The following is a 16,320-nucleotide window of genomic DNA, read 5'->3' as shown; positions in this document are numbered from 1 at the left end:
CACTTCTTCTTGTACTTGTCAGACAAGTGCATAACACACACCGACCGCATTGCAGGACATTAGACTACAACTGTCAAGACATAACCCAAAGGAGGGCACATGATCACCGAAGTAGACCTCAGCGGAACCCCATGCTTCGCGCCGGGCACAAAACTGACTGAACTCCGAACATTCAATTTCATATTCGGACCAAACGGATCAGGTAAAACAACGATTTCAAATCACATAGGCGCGATGAATTTTGAATCGAGCGACAGCGAAATAGAAGAGGTAGCAGTATTCAACAGAGACTACATCAGAGGAGCTTTTCGAACACGCCAGGCGCCAGGTCACATCACGCTAGGAAAAGAGAGTTCTGAAGCAGCGGACGAAATAGATAGACTAACCACCACGCTCAAAGAATTAAGAGAGAAACATGCAGTAATGCAAACACAAATTGAAACTGCAAACAAAAGCGAAGAAACCCTTAGAAACCATACCCAAAAAGGGCTAACAACGCGCAGAAAAGCGCTGGCAGAAATGCTATCAGAGTACGACGGACTACTACCTAGCAGAAGAAGCTTTATACCGGGAACAAATGCCACACTGCTCAACAAGATGCTTTCACACGAATCACAGACGATTCAAGATAGAACCACGACTCAAAACAACATTGACAGCATCATTGAAAAAATAAAACTGATTCCCAAAGCTGGCGCTTCAGAAGTTCCGGAGCCTCAGATTCCACAATCAGAATATTCACTTGAGACAATCGAGGAACTCTTGAGTAAAGTACCTCCATTAAACAACGATTCAGAAATGGCAGCGTTCGCAAGCGCACACGATCTTTCCGACTGGATCAGTAAAGGACTCGACCTACTAGCCGAAGAAGAAATATCGGCATGCCCATTCTGCCAACGCGAGCTTACACAATCGATCATTACAGGACTGAACAACTTATTCAACACAGAACGTGAAACACAACTACAAAGCATCAAACAAGCAAAGCAATCAATAGGACAATACATTGAACAAGTCTCAAGTCTTATCGAATTACTCAGGAGCGATCCGACATACAAATCCATTGAGTTCAATGGCGAAATTCAAGCAATGTCTGATGCACTCACAAATATAAAGCTAATCAAAGACCACATTCAACTGAAGGAGCTCAAACCCAGCACCCCACTATCAACAGGGCTCACCAAAGATCCTATGCGAGAAACAGATAGATACCTAAATCAAGTTTCAAACATAGTTAAAAGTTACAATCAGACAATTCAAGCTGGCCGCCACACAAGAAGCCAGATGCTCACCGAAGTTGAGAACAGTCTTTATGACTATCTAACTTTTGTAGAGTTTAAGACAAACCTAACACAGTACAAAGAACAGCTTGACGAAATTATCAAAACCAAACCCTCTAACACCGACATGTATAACATAGAGAGAGAAATCGCAGGAACACAAAATAGGATTAAAACAGAGGAAACAAAGCTAACTAGCGTTGGCATAAAAATGGAGTTCATCAACGACTTACTTAAATATATCGGATTTACTTCATTCAGCCTAATTATTCCACCAACAACACACACGGACAACAATACCGCAACAGTTGGCCAATATGTCTTAATCAGACACACTGCAGATGGCACGAACGTCCCCATTGACACATCAACCTTATCAGAAGGCGAGCGAACGTTACTTACATTTCTCTACTTCATTACAAAGTACTATGACGATAGCGGAAGTCCACAAAACAACACTCATCTACCGCACACTCTGCTCGTAATCGATGACCCTATCGCCTCCACAGATGCTGAGACATTCTTTCTCATTACCAACATTATTCGCCAACTGTTGAAACAGATTTCCGACTTCCGCAAGACACATCCAGTTAAACAGGTTGTCATAACCTCACACAATACCCGCTTTCTTAAGGAAGTTGCCTACAGCTATCTCAGTGACAACAATAATGACGATAACGTTGCCGGCTTCTATCTAATTTCCAAAGATGAGGGAGGATCGGTTATTTCCGGCCCAGAAGCCACATCACGTATCACTAACGAATACAACGACCTTTGGGCAGAAATTAGACGTTGTCGCAATCTCATCAAGAGCACAAAAGGCCGGCCTATTCCGTCGCCAAAGTTTCCTCTGCTTGGCAACGTGATGCGTCGCATTATCGAGTCATATTTCCTCGACATTGGCGAAAAGGGGTCAATCACATCGCTGGGCCTATCAACCAATAAAAAGGTGGCAATTTTGCTCGCATTCTGTAATTCAACTTCTCACTCCGCGATCGGTTCAGAGATTTACGAAATTTCTTCTTGGAAACCAATGCAGCTGCTTAACGCTTTTGAAGAGGTATTTTCAACTATTGACGATGGAGCACATAGAGGGCATTACGAAATGATGATGCGAGCACGACCAGGCGATCCAACATTCAACTAGCGACAGGCACTAGTCAATGTTGTACATCCCCCGCAATGCCAGAAGGACATTACTTGCGTTTCCTCTATTGAACGCAAGGGCTGAGCGTTAGGCTGCTGGGGGCCGCCCGCGGAACACCACGGACGGCCCCTTTCGCACATCAGTGACGCAGGCCCCAATGCAAGGCTTCCATCACCACGCGTGCCGCAGATGTACATGGGCCTTGTTAGGGTGACGGTATGGCGGCTCTTCGCATTTGAGGGTGTAGGTGTTGTGGGCGGGGTTGGGGGTGTCGCGGCCGGGCAGGGGGCGAGGTCTTCCGATGACGGAGATTCCTACACCGTCCATCCGAAAGACCTCGACATGCCCAATACTATCTTTGATCGCCCTGATCTGAGCGCGTTCACGCGCCTGGATGACCTGGGGTTGGAGGTGACGGGTCAGCGCATTGAGGCAGACCATGCAGTGTTGGCGTGCCGTATTACTGGTGAGGACCGGTGGTGTCGACGCTGCGGGTGCCAGGGAATTTCTCGTGGCACGGTGGTCAGGCGCTTAGCGTACGAGCCCTGCGGGTGGCGCCCCACGATTTTGCATGTGAGCGTGCGCCGCTACCGGCGCCCAGAGTGTGCCCACGTGTGGCGCCAAGACGTGAGTCAAGCGGCCGACCCGCGTGCCAAGGTCTCGCGCGCAGCGGTGCGCTGGGCGCTGACGGCGTGTGTGTCATGGGGTTACTTCCGGTGGAATGCGGGGCTGGTACCCAGATGCGGTGTCTGGGGCAGGAATTACGCGTGGATGTAGATGTCGTCCGTTCCTCGACACACGTACGTATCGTCAAACCTGCCCAGCGGCGCCTCAGCGCGCCCGTCCCCGTAGTCGCGGACCATCTCAGTGGTGGGGTACGCGTCGTCAGCCTTTTGGCTCACGGGATTCTCATCAGAATACTGAGAGGGATTCGTATTGATGAGCGCAACGGGGTTGGCGGCTCCATAGCCCGTGCGGTTGTTCCACGCATTCTGGGCGTTTGAACCGGTGTGTATAAGCAGCTGCAGGAGCTGATTCGACGTTGCGTCAGGCCACTTTTGACGTGCCAACGCAAGAGACGCGGCAACGATGGGGGTTGCAATAGAGGTGCCGCTTGTATGGCTGATCTGTCCCTTATCATAGTCACGGACTTTAATAGGAACTCCGAACGCCGCAGTGGTGACGCTGTAGCCGTAGGAAGAATAGTCTGATGCGAATGACCCATCCAGATTAATGGCGGAGACACCGGGCTAAGCCCAAATTTAGAAGAGAGCGCCGATACAGTTCCGTGCGTCTACATTCCAGCTTCCGAATGAGTAGTTTAGAGCTACTGCCGCGTACCCCTCACGAATTCGGGTCGGCGTCGATCGCTCCTTGAACGTCGTTGAACAGCAGGTTCGAGATCTCCACCTGCACGATCTCCACATTCGGCACATCGTGCAACAGCAGCGGGTCGTCAGCCGAGGTCTGTAAGGCCAGAGTTCCACATCCGAACAGGCGATCGTTCAGATCCTTGACCATCTGAATGTCCGAGATACGACTGAGCGGCAGGTCGTGCCCCGTGCGCTGGAAAATACCCGAGCGCGTAATGATCCGCTTCGTCGTCACCGTGTAGGTCGCCGACAACCACTTCAGCCAAGGAATGACGAACAGCGGAATCGCCACGATCACAAAGACGATCCAAATCGCGGGCAGCGCCCACTTTCGCGAGTCCACAGGCACAAACACCGATCCAACAATCGCGGCAGCAAGCAGCAGCACAACCGCCACGATCCTCCACAGCAGCACCTTGATGTGCGTGTGCATGTGGCGAACAACGACTTCATCTTTGCTCAAGAGCTTCTTCGACAAACCCATGGCCTCATTCTGCCAGACCGCGAAGAAACCTTCTGGAAATTTCCTCTCCCCACGATCCTGCTAGTCTGGAACAGTCGAGAGGAAACACATGAACACCCTGGTCACTATCCTTCTGGTTTGCGCCGCACTCATCGTTGTCATTGCCGGCCTCCACCTCTTCGTGACCGGGCTTCTGGTCCGCAACCAAGCCGTTCGCCCTCCCCTCGGCCTCTATCTGCGCGATATCCCGGTCGGCTCGCACGCCTGGAATGCAGGCCATCAAGCCGTGTGGGTCCTCCTCTTCATGGGCGGAGTCTTGGGAACCGCGCAAGGAATCGCCGTCATTGCAATGGCCTTCATGCACTCAGCTGGCTCAACCTCGACCAGCCTCATTTTTCTTGTGATGGGCGCTCTCACCGTCGGAGTCCTCGGCTGGAACGCGCGAGCAGGTGCAACCCAGGTTGCGCTGGCGACGATCGAAGAAGACCAGTCCTCCGCCGACGAGGCCTAGCCCTCTCCTTCCCCTCGCTTCCCTGTCCCGATAGCAATCCCTCGACCGGGGAACCGTGGGCACGGAACGTGGACTTGCTTACCTACCCCGATAGCAATCCCAAAGAAAACCGGGGCCGGGGAGCATAATCGCACTCCCCGGCCCCGGCCTCGTTAATCAACGACACATCAGAGGATCAGCTCAGATCCACGCTCCCGAACGAGCGAAGTAGTACCAGCGACCATCGATCATCTGCCAGCCGGTACGCATCTGACCATCGTTCCCGAAGTAGTACCAGGACAGGCCAATTCGCTGCCATCCGGTCGCCATATGACCGTCAGTTCCAAAGCGGTACCAGTGCCCGTCGAGGTTCCTCCAGCCGGTCACCATGCGGCCATCAAGTCCGAAGTTGTACCAGTGGCCGTCAATCTGCGCCCACCAGATCTTCATGACACCCGTGCTCGAATCGAAGTAGTACCAGTGACCGGCCTCCTCGAACCAGCCATTCGTGCGCGCACCATAGGAGGTGTAGTGGCTCCACTTTCCGTCCTGCTGGTCCCAACCGGTGACCATGATTCCATCGGCATTGAAACGGTAGGTCGCATCGCCAATGACGACGCTTTGCGAGGCCGCGAAGCTGCCGTCCTCGAGCTGCCACTTCCAGCCAGCGCCGGTGTTCACCCAGTGCGCGGGTGTTGCGGAAGGCGTGGGATCGGGGGCCGGAGTCGGCTCAGGATCAGGGGCGGGCTGCGGAGCAGGCGTGGGATCGACTGACGGGGCCGGAGTCGGGTCCACCGAGGGAGTAGGTGCCGCCGTGGGAGCCGGAGTCGGCTCTACCGTCGGAGCCGGCGTGGGCGCGGGCTGCGGATCGACCGAAGGGGTCGGCTGCGGAGTAGTTGCAATGTCCTCGCCCGGGTCGCTCAAGCCCAGGTACGCAGCGTCAACGCGCATGAAATCAATGTTCTTGTACCCACCGGTCTCATACAGCAGGCCCCAGGTTCCATCATTCAGCGCGTGCAGGGTCGAGTAGGCCATGTCTCCGCTTTCGAAGACCTTGCCCTCATTCCAGGTAAAGCCATCGTCGTAGGACACGCGAATCGTTCCATTCGCGCGGGCACTGGAGGAATCCGCGTTCGAGAAGAGCAGCACGCGAGCACGCGCCGAGCCCTGAGGCGCATTCGGGTATGCGCGAATGATCGAGGCATTGTTGCGAGGATCCGTCAGGTCCCAGTTGTGGCGGAAAGGTCCCCAGGTCTGGCCACCATCGTAAGAAATCGCCTCGAGGCGCTGGCCCGCGGTTCCCTGAGTACGAGAGTTGAGCAGCAGGCGACCGTCGGAGAGCTCGACAACCTTATTCTCATCAGCGCTGCCCTCGCTAGGTGCCCCCGGCTTCCAGCTTGCGCCGTGGTCATCCGAGTAGACCGAAACGGCCATGAGCGAGGTGCTACCAGCATTTGCGACCGCGTACTGCTGAATCAAGCGACCGGCATGCGCGCCGTAGCGCAGCTGGATGCCTTCACCAGAAGATGCGAAACGCGTGAACCACTGGTCGTCATGCCCCTGCGTCACCTGATCGGTAATCGTGCGGGGATTCACCCACGTCTGACCGTTGTCGTGCGACTCGACAACGTGTGCGTGAAGGATGTTGCGAGCGTTGGGATCGGTTCCCAGCTGCGACTGGAAAAGTCCCGCATCAAAGGACTTCACCGAGAAGAGGAAGATCGTCCCGGTGGTGCGATCGACGACAAAAGAAGGATCAGAGAAACCGACCTTAGTCGCGCCGGGCGTCCCAGCTAGAGCAGTTTGGATCGGCGTCCACGACTTACCGCCATCCTTCGAAATGCGGTAGACGATCGAGTTTGCTTGGGGTGCGTCCTGGCAGGTTTCGGGGCGTCCATCCCACGCAGCGATGATCCAGCCGTTGGTGGCAGTGGTCAGCGCGGGGATGCGATGGCATTTAAAGCCCGCCACCCCGGGCGAGGCCAGGCGTGCGACCTCGCCGATCGCGTAGTCCTTAGGGGTTTCCACCGGGTCGGGTTCAGGTGCGCGAGAGCCGGGAAGAACGGTGACGGCCTCGGCATTGGCGGAAATTCCACCGGCGATCACGTCGTTGCCATTGCGGTCACGGGTCGCCGCCCAGGCCGAGGTCGGGGTGAAGGAACCGGCTGCTAGGTCGGCCTCGGTCACTGTATACGTCGCGCTGGTGCACTGCTTAGTGGTGTGTGCAGAAAGATTGTGCCAGCGACAGTTCGGTGCACCGGTCGTCAGGACGCCAGAAAGGTTTGATTCCTTCGGGAATACGGTCAGAGCACTGTCAGTCTGGTTCGTGTAGGTGAAGGTATACGTGAGGGTATCCCCGACGTAGACTTTGTCCCCCAGTTTGTCGCTTCGCGTTGCAGTAACGGTGATGGGAGCCGGCGTTGTTTCACTTGCCGAGGCCGTGGCTGCGTTGCCGGGTTGCGTGTCACTTTCGGGGGTTGCCAGTGCCGGCACGGAGAGCGAAGCACACATGAGTGCCGCACCTGAGACGGCTGCCAGGGCCCGCCCATATCGACGGAGGGTCATCTTTGGTCCTTCTGGATGAATGATATGGATGCGCGACTGAAAAGTGACACGTGAGTCAGGTCTCAGTCACCACATAAGTCATCTTACAAATTCACGGGACATTCAGACAGTTTCACCAGGATACTATTCGCCAACTTTCAGCATATTTGCACCAATTTTGTTGATGTGCGTGCGAATACGGGTGGCGCTGTGCGTGTGTAGCTGGCTTTGACACAGGAAAGCTTCAATAGGCACACGTTGTTCTTAACTAGACCGAAGTTTCCTTCGTTTCCTCAGCCAAACAGGGAGCGTTTGTCACATGAAGTCGAGAAAATGCGCAGGTTATCCAGGGGCTGTCCTCGCCCCTCCACACGAAGTCACCAAAAGACACAGGCTATGAGGCATGACATTTACCAACTTCGTGTGTCTTTTGCTGGCACAAAAAGCTGTGGGCCGGTGCGTACGCACCGGCCCACAGCCGTTTGATTAAAACCTCTGTCTTAATCAGTAGTCAGGTCAGCTTAGGAAGCCAGCCGAACCTTAGATCGCATCAGCTCAGCGAGCAGCGCTACCTTCGGTGTAGTCCTCATCGGCCTGGGTCCAACCGAAAGCCTTACGCAGCTTCTGGCCGGTGGCCTCGATCGGGTGAGACTCTTCCTCGGCGCGCAGAGCCTTGAACTCAAGAGCACCATTGTCCTGGTCCTCAATGAAGCGGCGCGCGAAGGTACCGTCCTGAATATCAGTCAGGATGTCGCGCATAGCCTGCTTGGAAGATTCGTCGATCACGCGCGGACCAGAGATGTAGTCGCCGTACTCAGCGGTGTCAGAGCAGGACCAACGCTGCTTGGTGATGCCACCTTCGTTGATCAGGTCGACGATCAGCTTCATCTCGTGGCAGACCTCGAAGTAGGCGATCTCGGGCTGGTAGCCAGCCTCAACCAGGGTCTCAAAGCCAGCCTGGATCAGGTGGGAGACACCGCCACACAGAACTGCCTGCTCGCCGAAGAGATCAGTTTCGGTCTCTTCGGTGAAGGTGGTCTTGATGACGCCTGCGCGGGTACCGCCAATAGCCTTGGCGTAGGACAGAACGAGGTCCCAAGCCTGACCGGAAGCGTCAACCTCAACGGCGACGACATCCGGGGTGCCCTTGCCCTGGGTGTAGGTCTCGCGGACCTTGTGGCCGGGGCCCTTGGGGGCAACCATGATGACATCGTGGCCGGTGGGGACCTCGATGTAGCCGTAACGGATGTTGAAGCCGTGTGCGAAGAGCAGGGCTGCGCCTTCCTTCAGGTTGGGGGCAACCTGCTCGGCGTACACGTAGCGCTGGACCTGGTCGGGCAGGAGGATGGAGACGACGTCACCCTCGGCGACGGCCTCGGGAACATCCTTCACCTCGAGGCCAGCGGCCTCGGCCTTGGCCCACGAAGAGGAACCGGGACGCAGACCAACGACCACGTCAACGCCGGAATCCTTCAGGTTAAGCGCGTGTGCATGTCCCTGGGAACCGTAACCAATGATGGCTACCTTCTTGGACTGGATCAGCGACAGGTCTGCGCCGTCATCGTAGATGATCTCTGCCATTGTTAATTCTCCTTTAGTTGATCCGTAATCGAGTGGTCACCGCGGCCGATCGCCACGGCGCCCGATTGAACGAGTTCGGTGACGCCGTAGGGCTCAAGTGCCCGCAGCAGCGCCTCCAGCTTGGGTAGTGAACCGATCGATTCAATAACGACCGCTTCGGGATGGACATCAACGACGTGTGCGCGGAACAAATCCACGATCTGCAGCACCGAGGTCCGGCACGTGTCATCAGCACGGACCTTCATGAGCAGCATGCGACGCTCGACGGCCTCGTCAGGGTTAAGCTCAACGATTTTCAGGACATTAATCAGCTTGCCCAGTTGACGCTTGACCTGCTCAATGGGGGCAGTATCCGCATCAACAATGATGGTCATGCGGGAAATATCGGGATGCTCGGTCTCCCCCACCGTCAATGACTTGATGTTGAAGGCTCGGCGAGCAAACAAACCGGAGACGCGGGTCAGCACGCCGGGCTTGTTTTCCACCAGAACAGAAAGCGTATGCCTCATCAGTCTTCCACCTCCCAGTCAGGGGCGATATCTCGCGCATAGCGGATATCGTCATTGGGGACGCCGGCTGCAACCATCGGCCACACCATAGCATCTTTAGAAACCCTAAAGTCCAACAAAACTGGACGATCGTTAATTGACATGGCCCATTCAATGGCCTCTTCAATATCCTCAGCATTGCGCACGGTCCGCGCGGCCATTCCATAGGCCTGAGCAAGCATCTCGAAGTTCGGAATCTGCTCGCCGTCTTGCGGGTTCAGGGTCGTGTTCGAGTAGCGCTCACCGTAGAACAGCGTCTGCCACTGGCGCACCATTCCCAACACGGAGTTGTTGATCAAGGCGACCTTCACAGGAATTCCATTCACGGTGCACGTTGCCAATTCCTGGTTGGTCATCTGGAAGGAACCGTCACCGTCAATCGCCCAGACGACCGATTCGGGGACGCCAACCTGTGCGCCCATCGCTGCGGGAATGCAGTATCCCATGGTTCCCAAACCACATGAAGAAATGAAGTGGGATGGCTTTTCCAGCTGGAGGAACTGAGCAGCCCACATCTGGTGCTGGCCCACACCGGTCACGTAAATCGCATCGGGACCGGCAATCTCAGAAAGCTTTGAGATCACCTCTTGGGGAGCCATGAAACCGTCGCTTGGCTCGCTCCAGCCCAGCGGATACTTCTCACGCAGGCGGTTAAGGTAACGCCACCATCCCGAAAGATCGGGGCGCCCCAAGCGCTCATAGGCCTCGGGAAGGGCAGCATTCAGGGCAGCCAAGGCAGGCTTCAAATCCGCAACCACGGCCACGTCTGCATAGCGATTCTTCGACATCTCGGCCAGATCAATATCGACGTGCACGATGCGTGCGCGAGGTGCGAAGGAGTCCAGCTGGCCGGTCACGCGGTCATCGAAGCGCGCACCCAGAGCCACAATCAAGTCCGCGCGCTGCAATGCGCCAACCGCTGGAACCGTACCGTGCATTCCCGGCATCTTGAGGTTGTGCGGGTCAGAATCGGGGAAAGCTCCACGTGCGGGAAGCGTTGTCACGACGGGCGCGTCGGACAGTTCCACCAGCGTGCGTAGTTCCTCTTCCGCACGGGCGCGGACGAGGCCACCACCGACGTAGAGCACGGGAGCCTGCGCTCGCGCAATTTCCTCAGCAGCGCGAGCAATTTGGCGCGGAACGGGCTCAAATGCGGGCTCATAGCCGGGAAGCTGCAGCTCAACCGGCCAATGGTATTCAAATTCTTCGACCTGAGCCGAACGGGTGATGTCCACGAGGACCGGACCGGGGCGACCGGTCGAGGCGATGTGGAAGGCTTCAGCAAGGCGCTGGGGGATCTCAGCCGCGCGAGTGACCAGGAAAGAATGCTTTGCCAAGGGCATTGATGCCCCAACGATGTCAGCTTCCTGGAATGCATCAGTTCCGATCAGCGAGGCGCCGACCTGGCCGGAAATCACAACGATCGGGACCGAATCAATATTTGCGTCTGCGATTGCGGTCAAGGTATTCGTTGCACCCGGACCCGAGGTCACGATCGCAACACCGACCTTCCCGCTTGCCAGTGCATAGCCTTGAGCGGCATGTCCTGCGCCCTGTTCATGGCGAACCAAGATGTGGTGCAGTGACGAGCTCATCAAGGGGTCATAGGTGGGAAGAATTGCTCCACCGGGCATACCGAAGACGTCGGTGACCCCCAGGGCTTCAAGGGTATTCACAATGGCCTGTGCGCCGGTCATGACCTGGCGTTTTTCTTCAGTCATCATCAGCCTTCCAGTCGGTTCTACGCTTCCGCTTCAAGGAGCACGGTTTGCGCCGCAATTCCTTGCGCGAATCATGGGGTGTTGGCATGAAAAAATCCCCTTCACAGGTGCGGGCGCGTTCTTCTCTGTTCCCGAGGCCGAAAACGCGTAGCGCAAGTGCGCGGGGATTGTGGCGTGCGTTCCATCCGACAATTCACACGGCAGGAATCGCACGCCTGGGTACGATGACCGAGACGAGAATTCCTGAAATGCGAAGCTTCATCACGTCTCTAACCGTACGGGCTTGCGTCACCATCGGCCTTTTGATCTCACAGTGCAAGATAACTGGGACCTTGGCCTCAAAATCGAAAATTTGTCAGACGTGAGCTAAGAGCAATTAGCACCATTTCCGCAGAATCTTGCGAATCGCCCATTTTGTCCTTTTCCAGAAGAGTCAGATACTGAAAACGGATAGAAAAAATCCTGATCACCAGACAATGGAGCCCTCACAGTGGAGATCTTATTTACCAAGCTTGCTGATCAGCCCGTCCTATTCTTGTTCCTCCTCATTGGCGTGGGAATGGCTTTTGGCCACATCAAGATCAAGGGCATCGGACTGGGCGCAGCAGCTGTCCTTTTCCTTGCAATCATCCTGTCCGCATGGGCTGAAACCTACGGAATTCACCTACGCGTCACCCGAGAGCTGGGCACACTTGGCCTTGCGCTCTTCGCCTTCGCTATCGGTATGAACTCCGGCGCTTCCTTCTTCCACAACATCAAGAGCGCGGTGGGACCAATTTTGGCCATGGTTGCCCTTTACGGCGTATCCGCAGCCGCCGGTGAGGTCATCGGCCGCATGTGGGGAATGGACCCCGCACTCATCGCGGGCACCTTCGCCGGGTCGGTAACCAACACTCCCGCCTTGGCCGCTGCTGGCGAGGCCTCAGGAAAGCTGGACCTTGCGACGGTCGGTTATTCGATTGCTTACCTCTTCGGCGTCGTCGGAATGCTTATCGCTTCCGCAGCAGCTCTCTCTTACGGCAAGCGCGATAAAGATGCTCCCTCTCCCCTAGCAAACCGTACAATTCGCGTCGAGCGTGGCGACCATCCCTGCATCGGCGATATCCACACAATGATGGGTTCAAAGGTGACCTTCTCACGTCTGCGCCGAGGTGAAACCGGCCCCATCATGCGTCCTTCACTGAACGACACCCTTGACCAGGGTGACTTGGTGACCGTCGTTGGCCCGCGTGAGTTGGTTGCCCGAGTTGCAACTGAACTCGGTCACCCCTCTTCGCACTCCTTGATCGAAGACCGCGCCTACTTGGACTTCCGTCGCGTGACGATTTCTAACCCGAAGCTCGCCGGTCATACCGTTGAAGAACTGGGCCTGGCGGATAAATACTCCGCAACAATTTCCCGTGTGCGCCGAGGCGACGTCGATATGATCGCCGAACCCGGACTGATCCTTCAGCAGGGCGACCGCGTTCGTGTCGTGGCCCCGACCTCAAAGATGCGCGAGATTACGAAGTTCTTTGGTGACTCTGCACGAGGCCTCTCCGACCTGAACCCAATCGCCTTGGGCGTCGGCATGGCACTGGGCATTCTGATTGGCGAAATCCCGATCTTTACCCCAACCGGTGCTTACTTCTCGATTGGTTCGGCTGCTGGAACATTGATCGTCGGCCTGATCTTCGGACGCCTGGGACGCATTGGTCCCTTCGTGACCGCGATGCCTTTCACGGCCGGTCAGGTCTTGGCAGAGTTCGGCCTTCTGGTCTTCCTCGCACAAGCGGGTGCTAACGCAGGTGGACAGATCGAAAAGGCCTTCACCTCTGGAACCTGGCTGCAGATCCTCTTGCTGGGCATCATCATGACCTCGATCATGGCCGTTGGCCTGTACGTTGTCATGCGCTGGTTGTTCAAGATGGGGGGAACGAAGCTCTCCGGTCTGCTCGCTGGTGCTCAAACACAGCCTGCAGTCCTTGCCTTCGCAAACTCTCGCACAAATATGGATCCGCGTGTCTCCTTGGGCTATGCGCTGGTCTACCCCGTTGCCATGATCGGCAAAATCCTCGTCGCACAGATCATGGGCGGCATGTAATCGCTCCCTCGCTGTTTTGAGTGCAGTCAATCACGCCGTGCTCGAAACAGCGGCTCAGAGAACTAAAGTTTGGGCCCCGCACCACCAGGTGCGGGGCCCAAACCCTTGTCTCAGCGAAGACCTCAGTCACGCGGCTTTTCGCGCATTTCCCAGGTCTCGATGATGTCGCCTTCTTGAATGTCCTTGTAACCCAAGGTGATACCACATTCGTAGCCCTCGCGGACCTCGGTGACATCGTCCTTCTCGCGGCGAAGCGATGCGATCTCCAGGTTGTCTGCAACAACCACACCATCGCGGACCAAGCGAGCCTTGGTTCCACGCTTGATGGTGCCATTGCGGACAATCGAACCTGCGATGTTGCCGAACTTGCCGGAACGGAAGACCTGACGGATCTCCGCGCTGCCCAGTGCGACCTCTTCGTAGATCGGCTTGAGCATGCCCTTCATCGCGGCCTCGACATCGTCGATCGCCGAGTAGATGACGTTGTAGTACTTGATCTCGACGCCCTCGGCGTCGGCCAGTTCCTGAACGCGTTCAGCCGGGCGGACATTGAAGCCAATGATGACCGCGTTGTCCACGGTTGCCAGGTTGACATCGTTCTGGGTGATTGCACCAACACCGCGGTGGATGATGCGAAGAGCAACTTCTTCGCCGACATCGATGCGCAGCAGCGAGTCTTCCAGGGCTTCAACAGCACCGGAGACGTCACCCTTAATGACCAGGTTGAGGGTATCAACCTCGCCTTCCTTAAGGACCTTATCGAAGTCCTCAAGGGAGACGCGCTTACGGCGCTTGGCCAACATGGCCTGACGCTCTGCGGCCTCGCGCTTATCAGCGATCTGGCGGGCAGTACGGTCATCGGTGGCAACCAAGAAGGAGTCACCAGCGCGAGGAACCGAAGTCAAGCCCAGCACTGCAACGGGGGTCGAGGGACCGGCCTCGGCAACATCGTTACCGCTGTCGTCGAACATTGCACGAACACGGCCGTGCGAAGAACCGACAACCAGGGAATCGCCGACGCGCAGGGTACCGCGCTGAACCAGCATGGTCGCCACTGCACCGCGTCCCTTATCCAGATTCGCTTCGATAGCAACACCGCGGGCATCGGTATCGGGGTTCGCTTCAAGGGTCAGAGCTGCATCAGCGGTCAGCAGCACGGCCTCGAGAAGCTCACGGATACCCTTGCGCTGCTTGGCTGAGATATCGGCGAACATGACGTCGCCGCCGTACTCTTCGGCAACCAGGCCGTACTCGGTGAGCTGGGCGCGAATCTTATCGGGGTTCGCGCCTTCCTTATCGATCTTGTTGACGGCAACAACGATCGGCACGCCGGCGGCCTGCGCGTGGTTGATTGCTTCAACGGTCTGAGGCATGACACCGTCATCCGCTGCAACCACAAGGATCGCAATATCGGTGACCTGCGCACCACGGGCACGCATAGCGGTGAAGGCCTCGTGACCGGGGGTATCGATGAAGGTGATACGGCGAGGAGTTCCATCCTCGGACTTCACCTGCACCTGGTAGGCACCAATGTGCTGGGTAATACCACCGTGCTCAGAGTCGACAACGTCGGTGTGACGGATCGCGTCGAGCAGCTTGGTCTTACCGTGGTCGACGTGGCCCATGACCGTGACGACCGGGGGACGCGGCTGCATGTTCTCTGCGTCGTCCAGTTCTTCGGCTTCGAGGTCGATGTCGAAGGACTCGAGCAGTTCACGATCCTCATCTTCAGGCGAAACAACCTTGACGTCGTAGCCGAGCTCTGCGCCCAGTGCTTCGAAGGTGTCCTGATCCAGCGACTGCGTGGCAGTTGCCATCTCTCCCAGGTGGAAGAGGACGGTCACCAGCGCTGCGGGATTGACGTTGATCTTCTCAGCGAAGTCAGCAAGAGAAGCACCCTGACGGATGCGGATCTGCTGTCCATCGCCACGAGGAATCGAAACGCCGCCAATGACGGGTGCGTTCTGCTGTTCAAACTCTTGACGCTTTGCGCGCTTCGACTTACGTCCGCGCGAGCTCTTGCCGCCACCGCGACCGAACGCGCCCGGCGTTGCGCCGCGGCCGCCACCGCGACCACCGCGAGGCGGAGCGAAACCGCCACCGGCATTTGCTCCGGGAGCGCCCTGACCGCCGCCGTTACCGCCACCGGGACGGGTACCGCGGCCTCGGCCACCACGAGGACGATCAGAAGAAGGTGCAGGACCCTCCGAGCGAGCGAAATTCGCCTGTCCGGGCATCATTCCCGGGTTTGGACGCGGGCCGCCGCCGGTAGGTGCGCCACTGCGCTGCGGACGAGGCCCACCCTGACGTGCTCCCTGAGGACCACCGGGACGTGCGGGACGTTCACCCTGTGCGCCACGTGCGGGACGGTTTCCACCGCGACCACCCTGGCTACCACCGGGACGGGGCATACCCTGGCTGGATGCGTAGGGGTTGTTTCCGGGGCGAGGACCACCGGGACGGGGCGCTCCGGGACGAGGCGCACCCGGCTTGGCTGCAGAGCCACCGGGACGCGGGGCGCGAGGAGCTCCGGGCTTCGGAGCGCCAGCTGCAGGCTTGGGGGCTTCCTCGCTGCTTCCACGAGCCTGGCGCGGTGCCGGCTTGGGAGCGCGGGGGGCAGCTTCAGCCTTTTCGGAAGCTGTGGCCTTTGGTGCTGCTGCCTTGGGCGCACGAGGCCCAGGCTTATGAGCAGAAGGCTTGGGAGCTTCGGCAGATGCAGGAGCGTCGTCCTGTGCGGGTGCTGCCGAGGCGGTCTCAGCGGTCTTGGCGGAAGCCTTTGCCTTGGGCTTGGGGGCCGCCTTCTTCGGGGTGCTCTTAGCGTCACCCGATGCTGAACCGGAAAGCTTTTCAAAGTGCTCGCGCGCTTCACGCGCTACGGGCGGTTCAAGTGCGGACGAAGAAGCTTTAACGTATTCGCCCTTGTCTCGCAGGTAGGCCAGCAATTCCTTGCTGGGGATTCCGAGCTCTTTGGCGAGCTCGTGGACACGCAGTTTTGCCACTTTTCTCCTTGTTCGGGAACGTCCCCGAACGGAGACGTATCACTGATAATGCAGGCAGCTCATCGCTGGGTACTCATCGGGTGCCCATGGG

At 57.2% G+C, this 16,320-nt stretch carries 10 protein-coding genes and 1 pseudogene; 4 read left to right on the top strand and 7 right to left on the bottom strand.

All coding sequences use genetic code 11. The features are described 5' to 3' along the window. The first annotated feature begins 99 nt into the window (after window positions 1–99). Both ADG72_RS08240 and ADG72_RS08855 read left to right on the top strand, forming a co-directional pair. Entirely contained in the window at window positions 100–2,427 is a 2,328-nt protein-coding gene (locus ADG72_RS08240; RefSeq protein ID WP_048714275.1) for an AAA family ATPase, read from the top strand. A gap of 342 nt (window positions 2,428–2,769) precedes the next feature. Further along, window positions 2,770–3,126: pseudogene (locus ADG72_RS08855) on the top strand (ISL3 family transposase); the annotation flags it as partial. A gap of 62 nt (window positions 3,127–3,188) precedes the next feature. On the opposite strand, the gene ADG72_RS08230 reads toward ADG72_RS08855, so the two are convergent. Next, window positions 3,189–3,662, bottom strand: coding sequence for a S8/S53 family peptidase (locus tag ADG72_RS08230; RefSeq protein WP_342612700.1), 474 nt, complete (start codon window positions 3,660–3,662; stop codon window positions 3,189–3,191). Between the two features lie 109 nt (window positions 3,663–3,771). Beyond that, window positions 3,772–4,284, bottom strand: coding sequence for a PH domain-containing protein (locus ADG72_RS08225; protein WP_048714273.1), 513 nt, complete (start codon window positions 4,282–4,284; stop codon window positions 3,772–3,774). Window positions 4,285–4,372: 88 nt separating this feature from the next. On the opposite strand from ADG72_RS08225, the gene ADG72_RS08220 reads away from it, so the two are divergent. Next, the gene (locus ADG72_RS08220; RefSeq protein ID WP_048714271.1) at window positions 4,373–4,774 is read left to right on the top strand and encodes a hypothetical protein; all 402 of its coding nucleotides are present in this window, start codon (window positions 4,373–4,375) and stop codon (window positions 4,772–4,774) included. 180 nt (window positions 4,775–4,954) lie between these two features. On the opposite strand, the gene ADG72_RS08215 is transcribed toward ADG72_RS08220, so the two are convergent. The 4 genes from ADG72_RS08215 to ADG72_RS08200 form a co-directional block, all read right to left on the bottom strand. Further along, window positions 4,955–7,318, bottom strand: a complete 2,364-nt coding sequence (locus tag ADG72_RS08215) for an exo-alpha-sialidase (RefSeq protein WP_048714269.1) — start codon at window positions 7,316–7,318, stop codon at window positions 4,955–4,957. Window positions 7,319–7,852: 534 nt separating this feature from the next. Beyond that, window positions 7,853–8,878, bottom strand: a complete 1,026-nt coding sequence (gene ilvC / locus ADG72_RS08210; protein ID WP_048714267.1) for a ketol-acid reductoisomerase — start codon at window positions 8,876–8,878, stop codon at window positions 7,853–7,855. Window positions 8,879–8,880: 2 nt separating this feature from the next. Then, the gene (gene ilvN / locus ADG72_RS08205) at window positions 8,881–9,387 is read right to left on the bottom strand and encodes an acetolactate synthase small subunit (RefSeq protein ID WP_048714264.1); all 507 of its coding nucleotides are present in this window, start codon (window positions 9,385–9,387) and stop codon (window positions 8,881–8,883) included. Further along, window positions 9,387–11,150 carry an acetolactate synthase large subunit gene (locus ADG72_RS08200; protein WP_048714262.1) on the bottom strand — a complete coding sequence of 588 codons (1,764 nt, stop codon included), beginning with the start codon at window positions 11,148–11,150 and terminating at the stop codon, window positions 9,387–9,389. Before ADG72_RS08200 ends, ilvN begins: the two co-directional genes overlap by 1 nt. A 487-nt stretch (window positions 11,151–11,637) precedes the next feature. Between ADG72_RS08200 and ADG72_RS08195 the strand changes: the two genes are divergently transcribed. Beyond that, window positions 11,638–13,230 carry an aspartate:alanine exchanger family transporter gene (locus ADG72_RS08195; protein ID WP_048714260.1) on the top strand — a complete coding sequence of 531 codons (1,593 nt, stop codon included), beginning with the start codon at window positions 11,638–11,640 and terminating at the stop codon, window positions 13,228–13,230. 122 nt (window positions 13,231–13,352) lie between these two features. Here ADG72_RS08195 and infB read toward each other — a convergent pair whose 3' ends face one another. After that, window positions 13,353–16,229, bottom strand: a complete 2,877-nt coding sequence (gene infB, locus ADG72_RS08190; protein WP_048714258.1) for a translation initiation factor IF-2 — start codon at window positions 16,227–16,229, stop codon at window positions 13,353–13,355. Window positions 16,230–16,320: the final 91 nt, after the last annotated feature.

The sequence above is a fragment of the Trueperella pyogenes genome (assembly GCF_001070855.1).
Classification (GTDB): domain Bacteria; phylum Actinomycetota; class Actinomycetes; order Actinomycetales; family Actinomycetaceae; genus Pauljensenia; species Pauljensenia pyogenes_A.
Note: the sequence above shows the minus strand (reverse complement) of the source record. Positions and strands in the feature narration are given on the sequence as shown.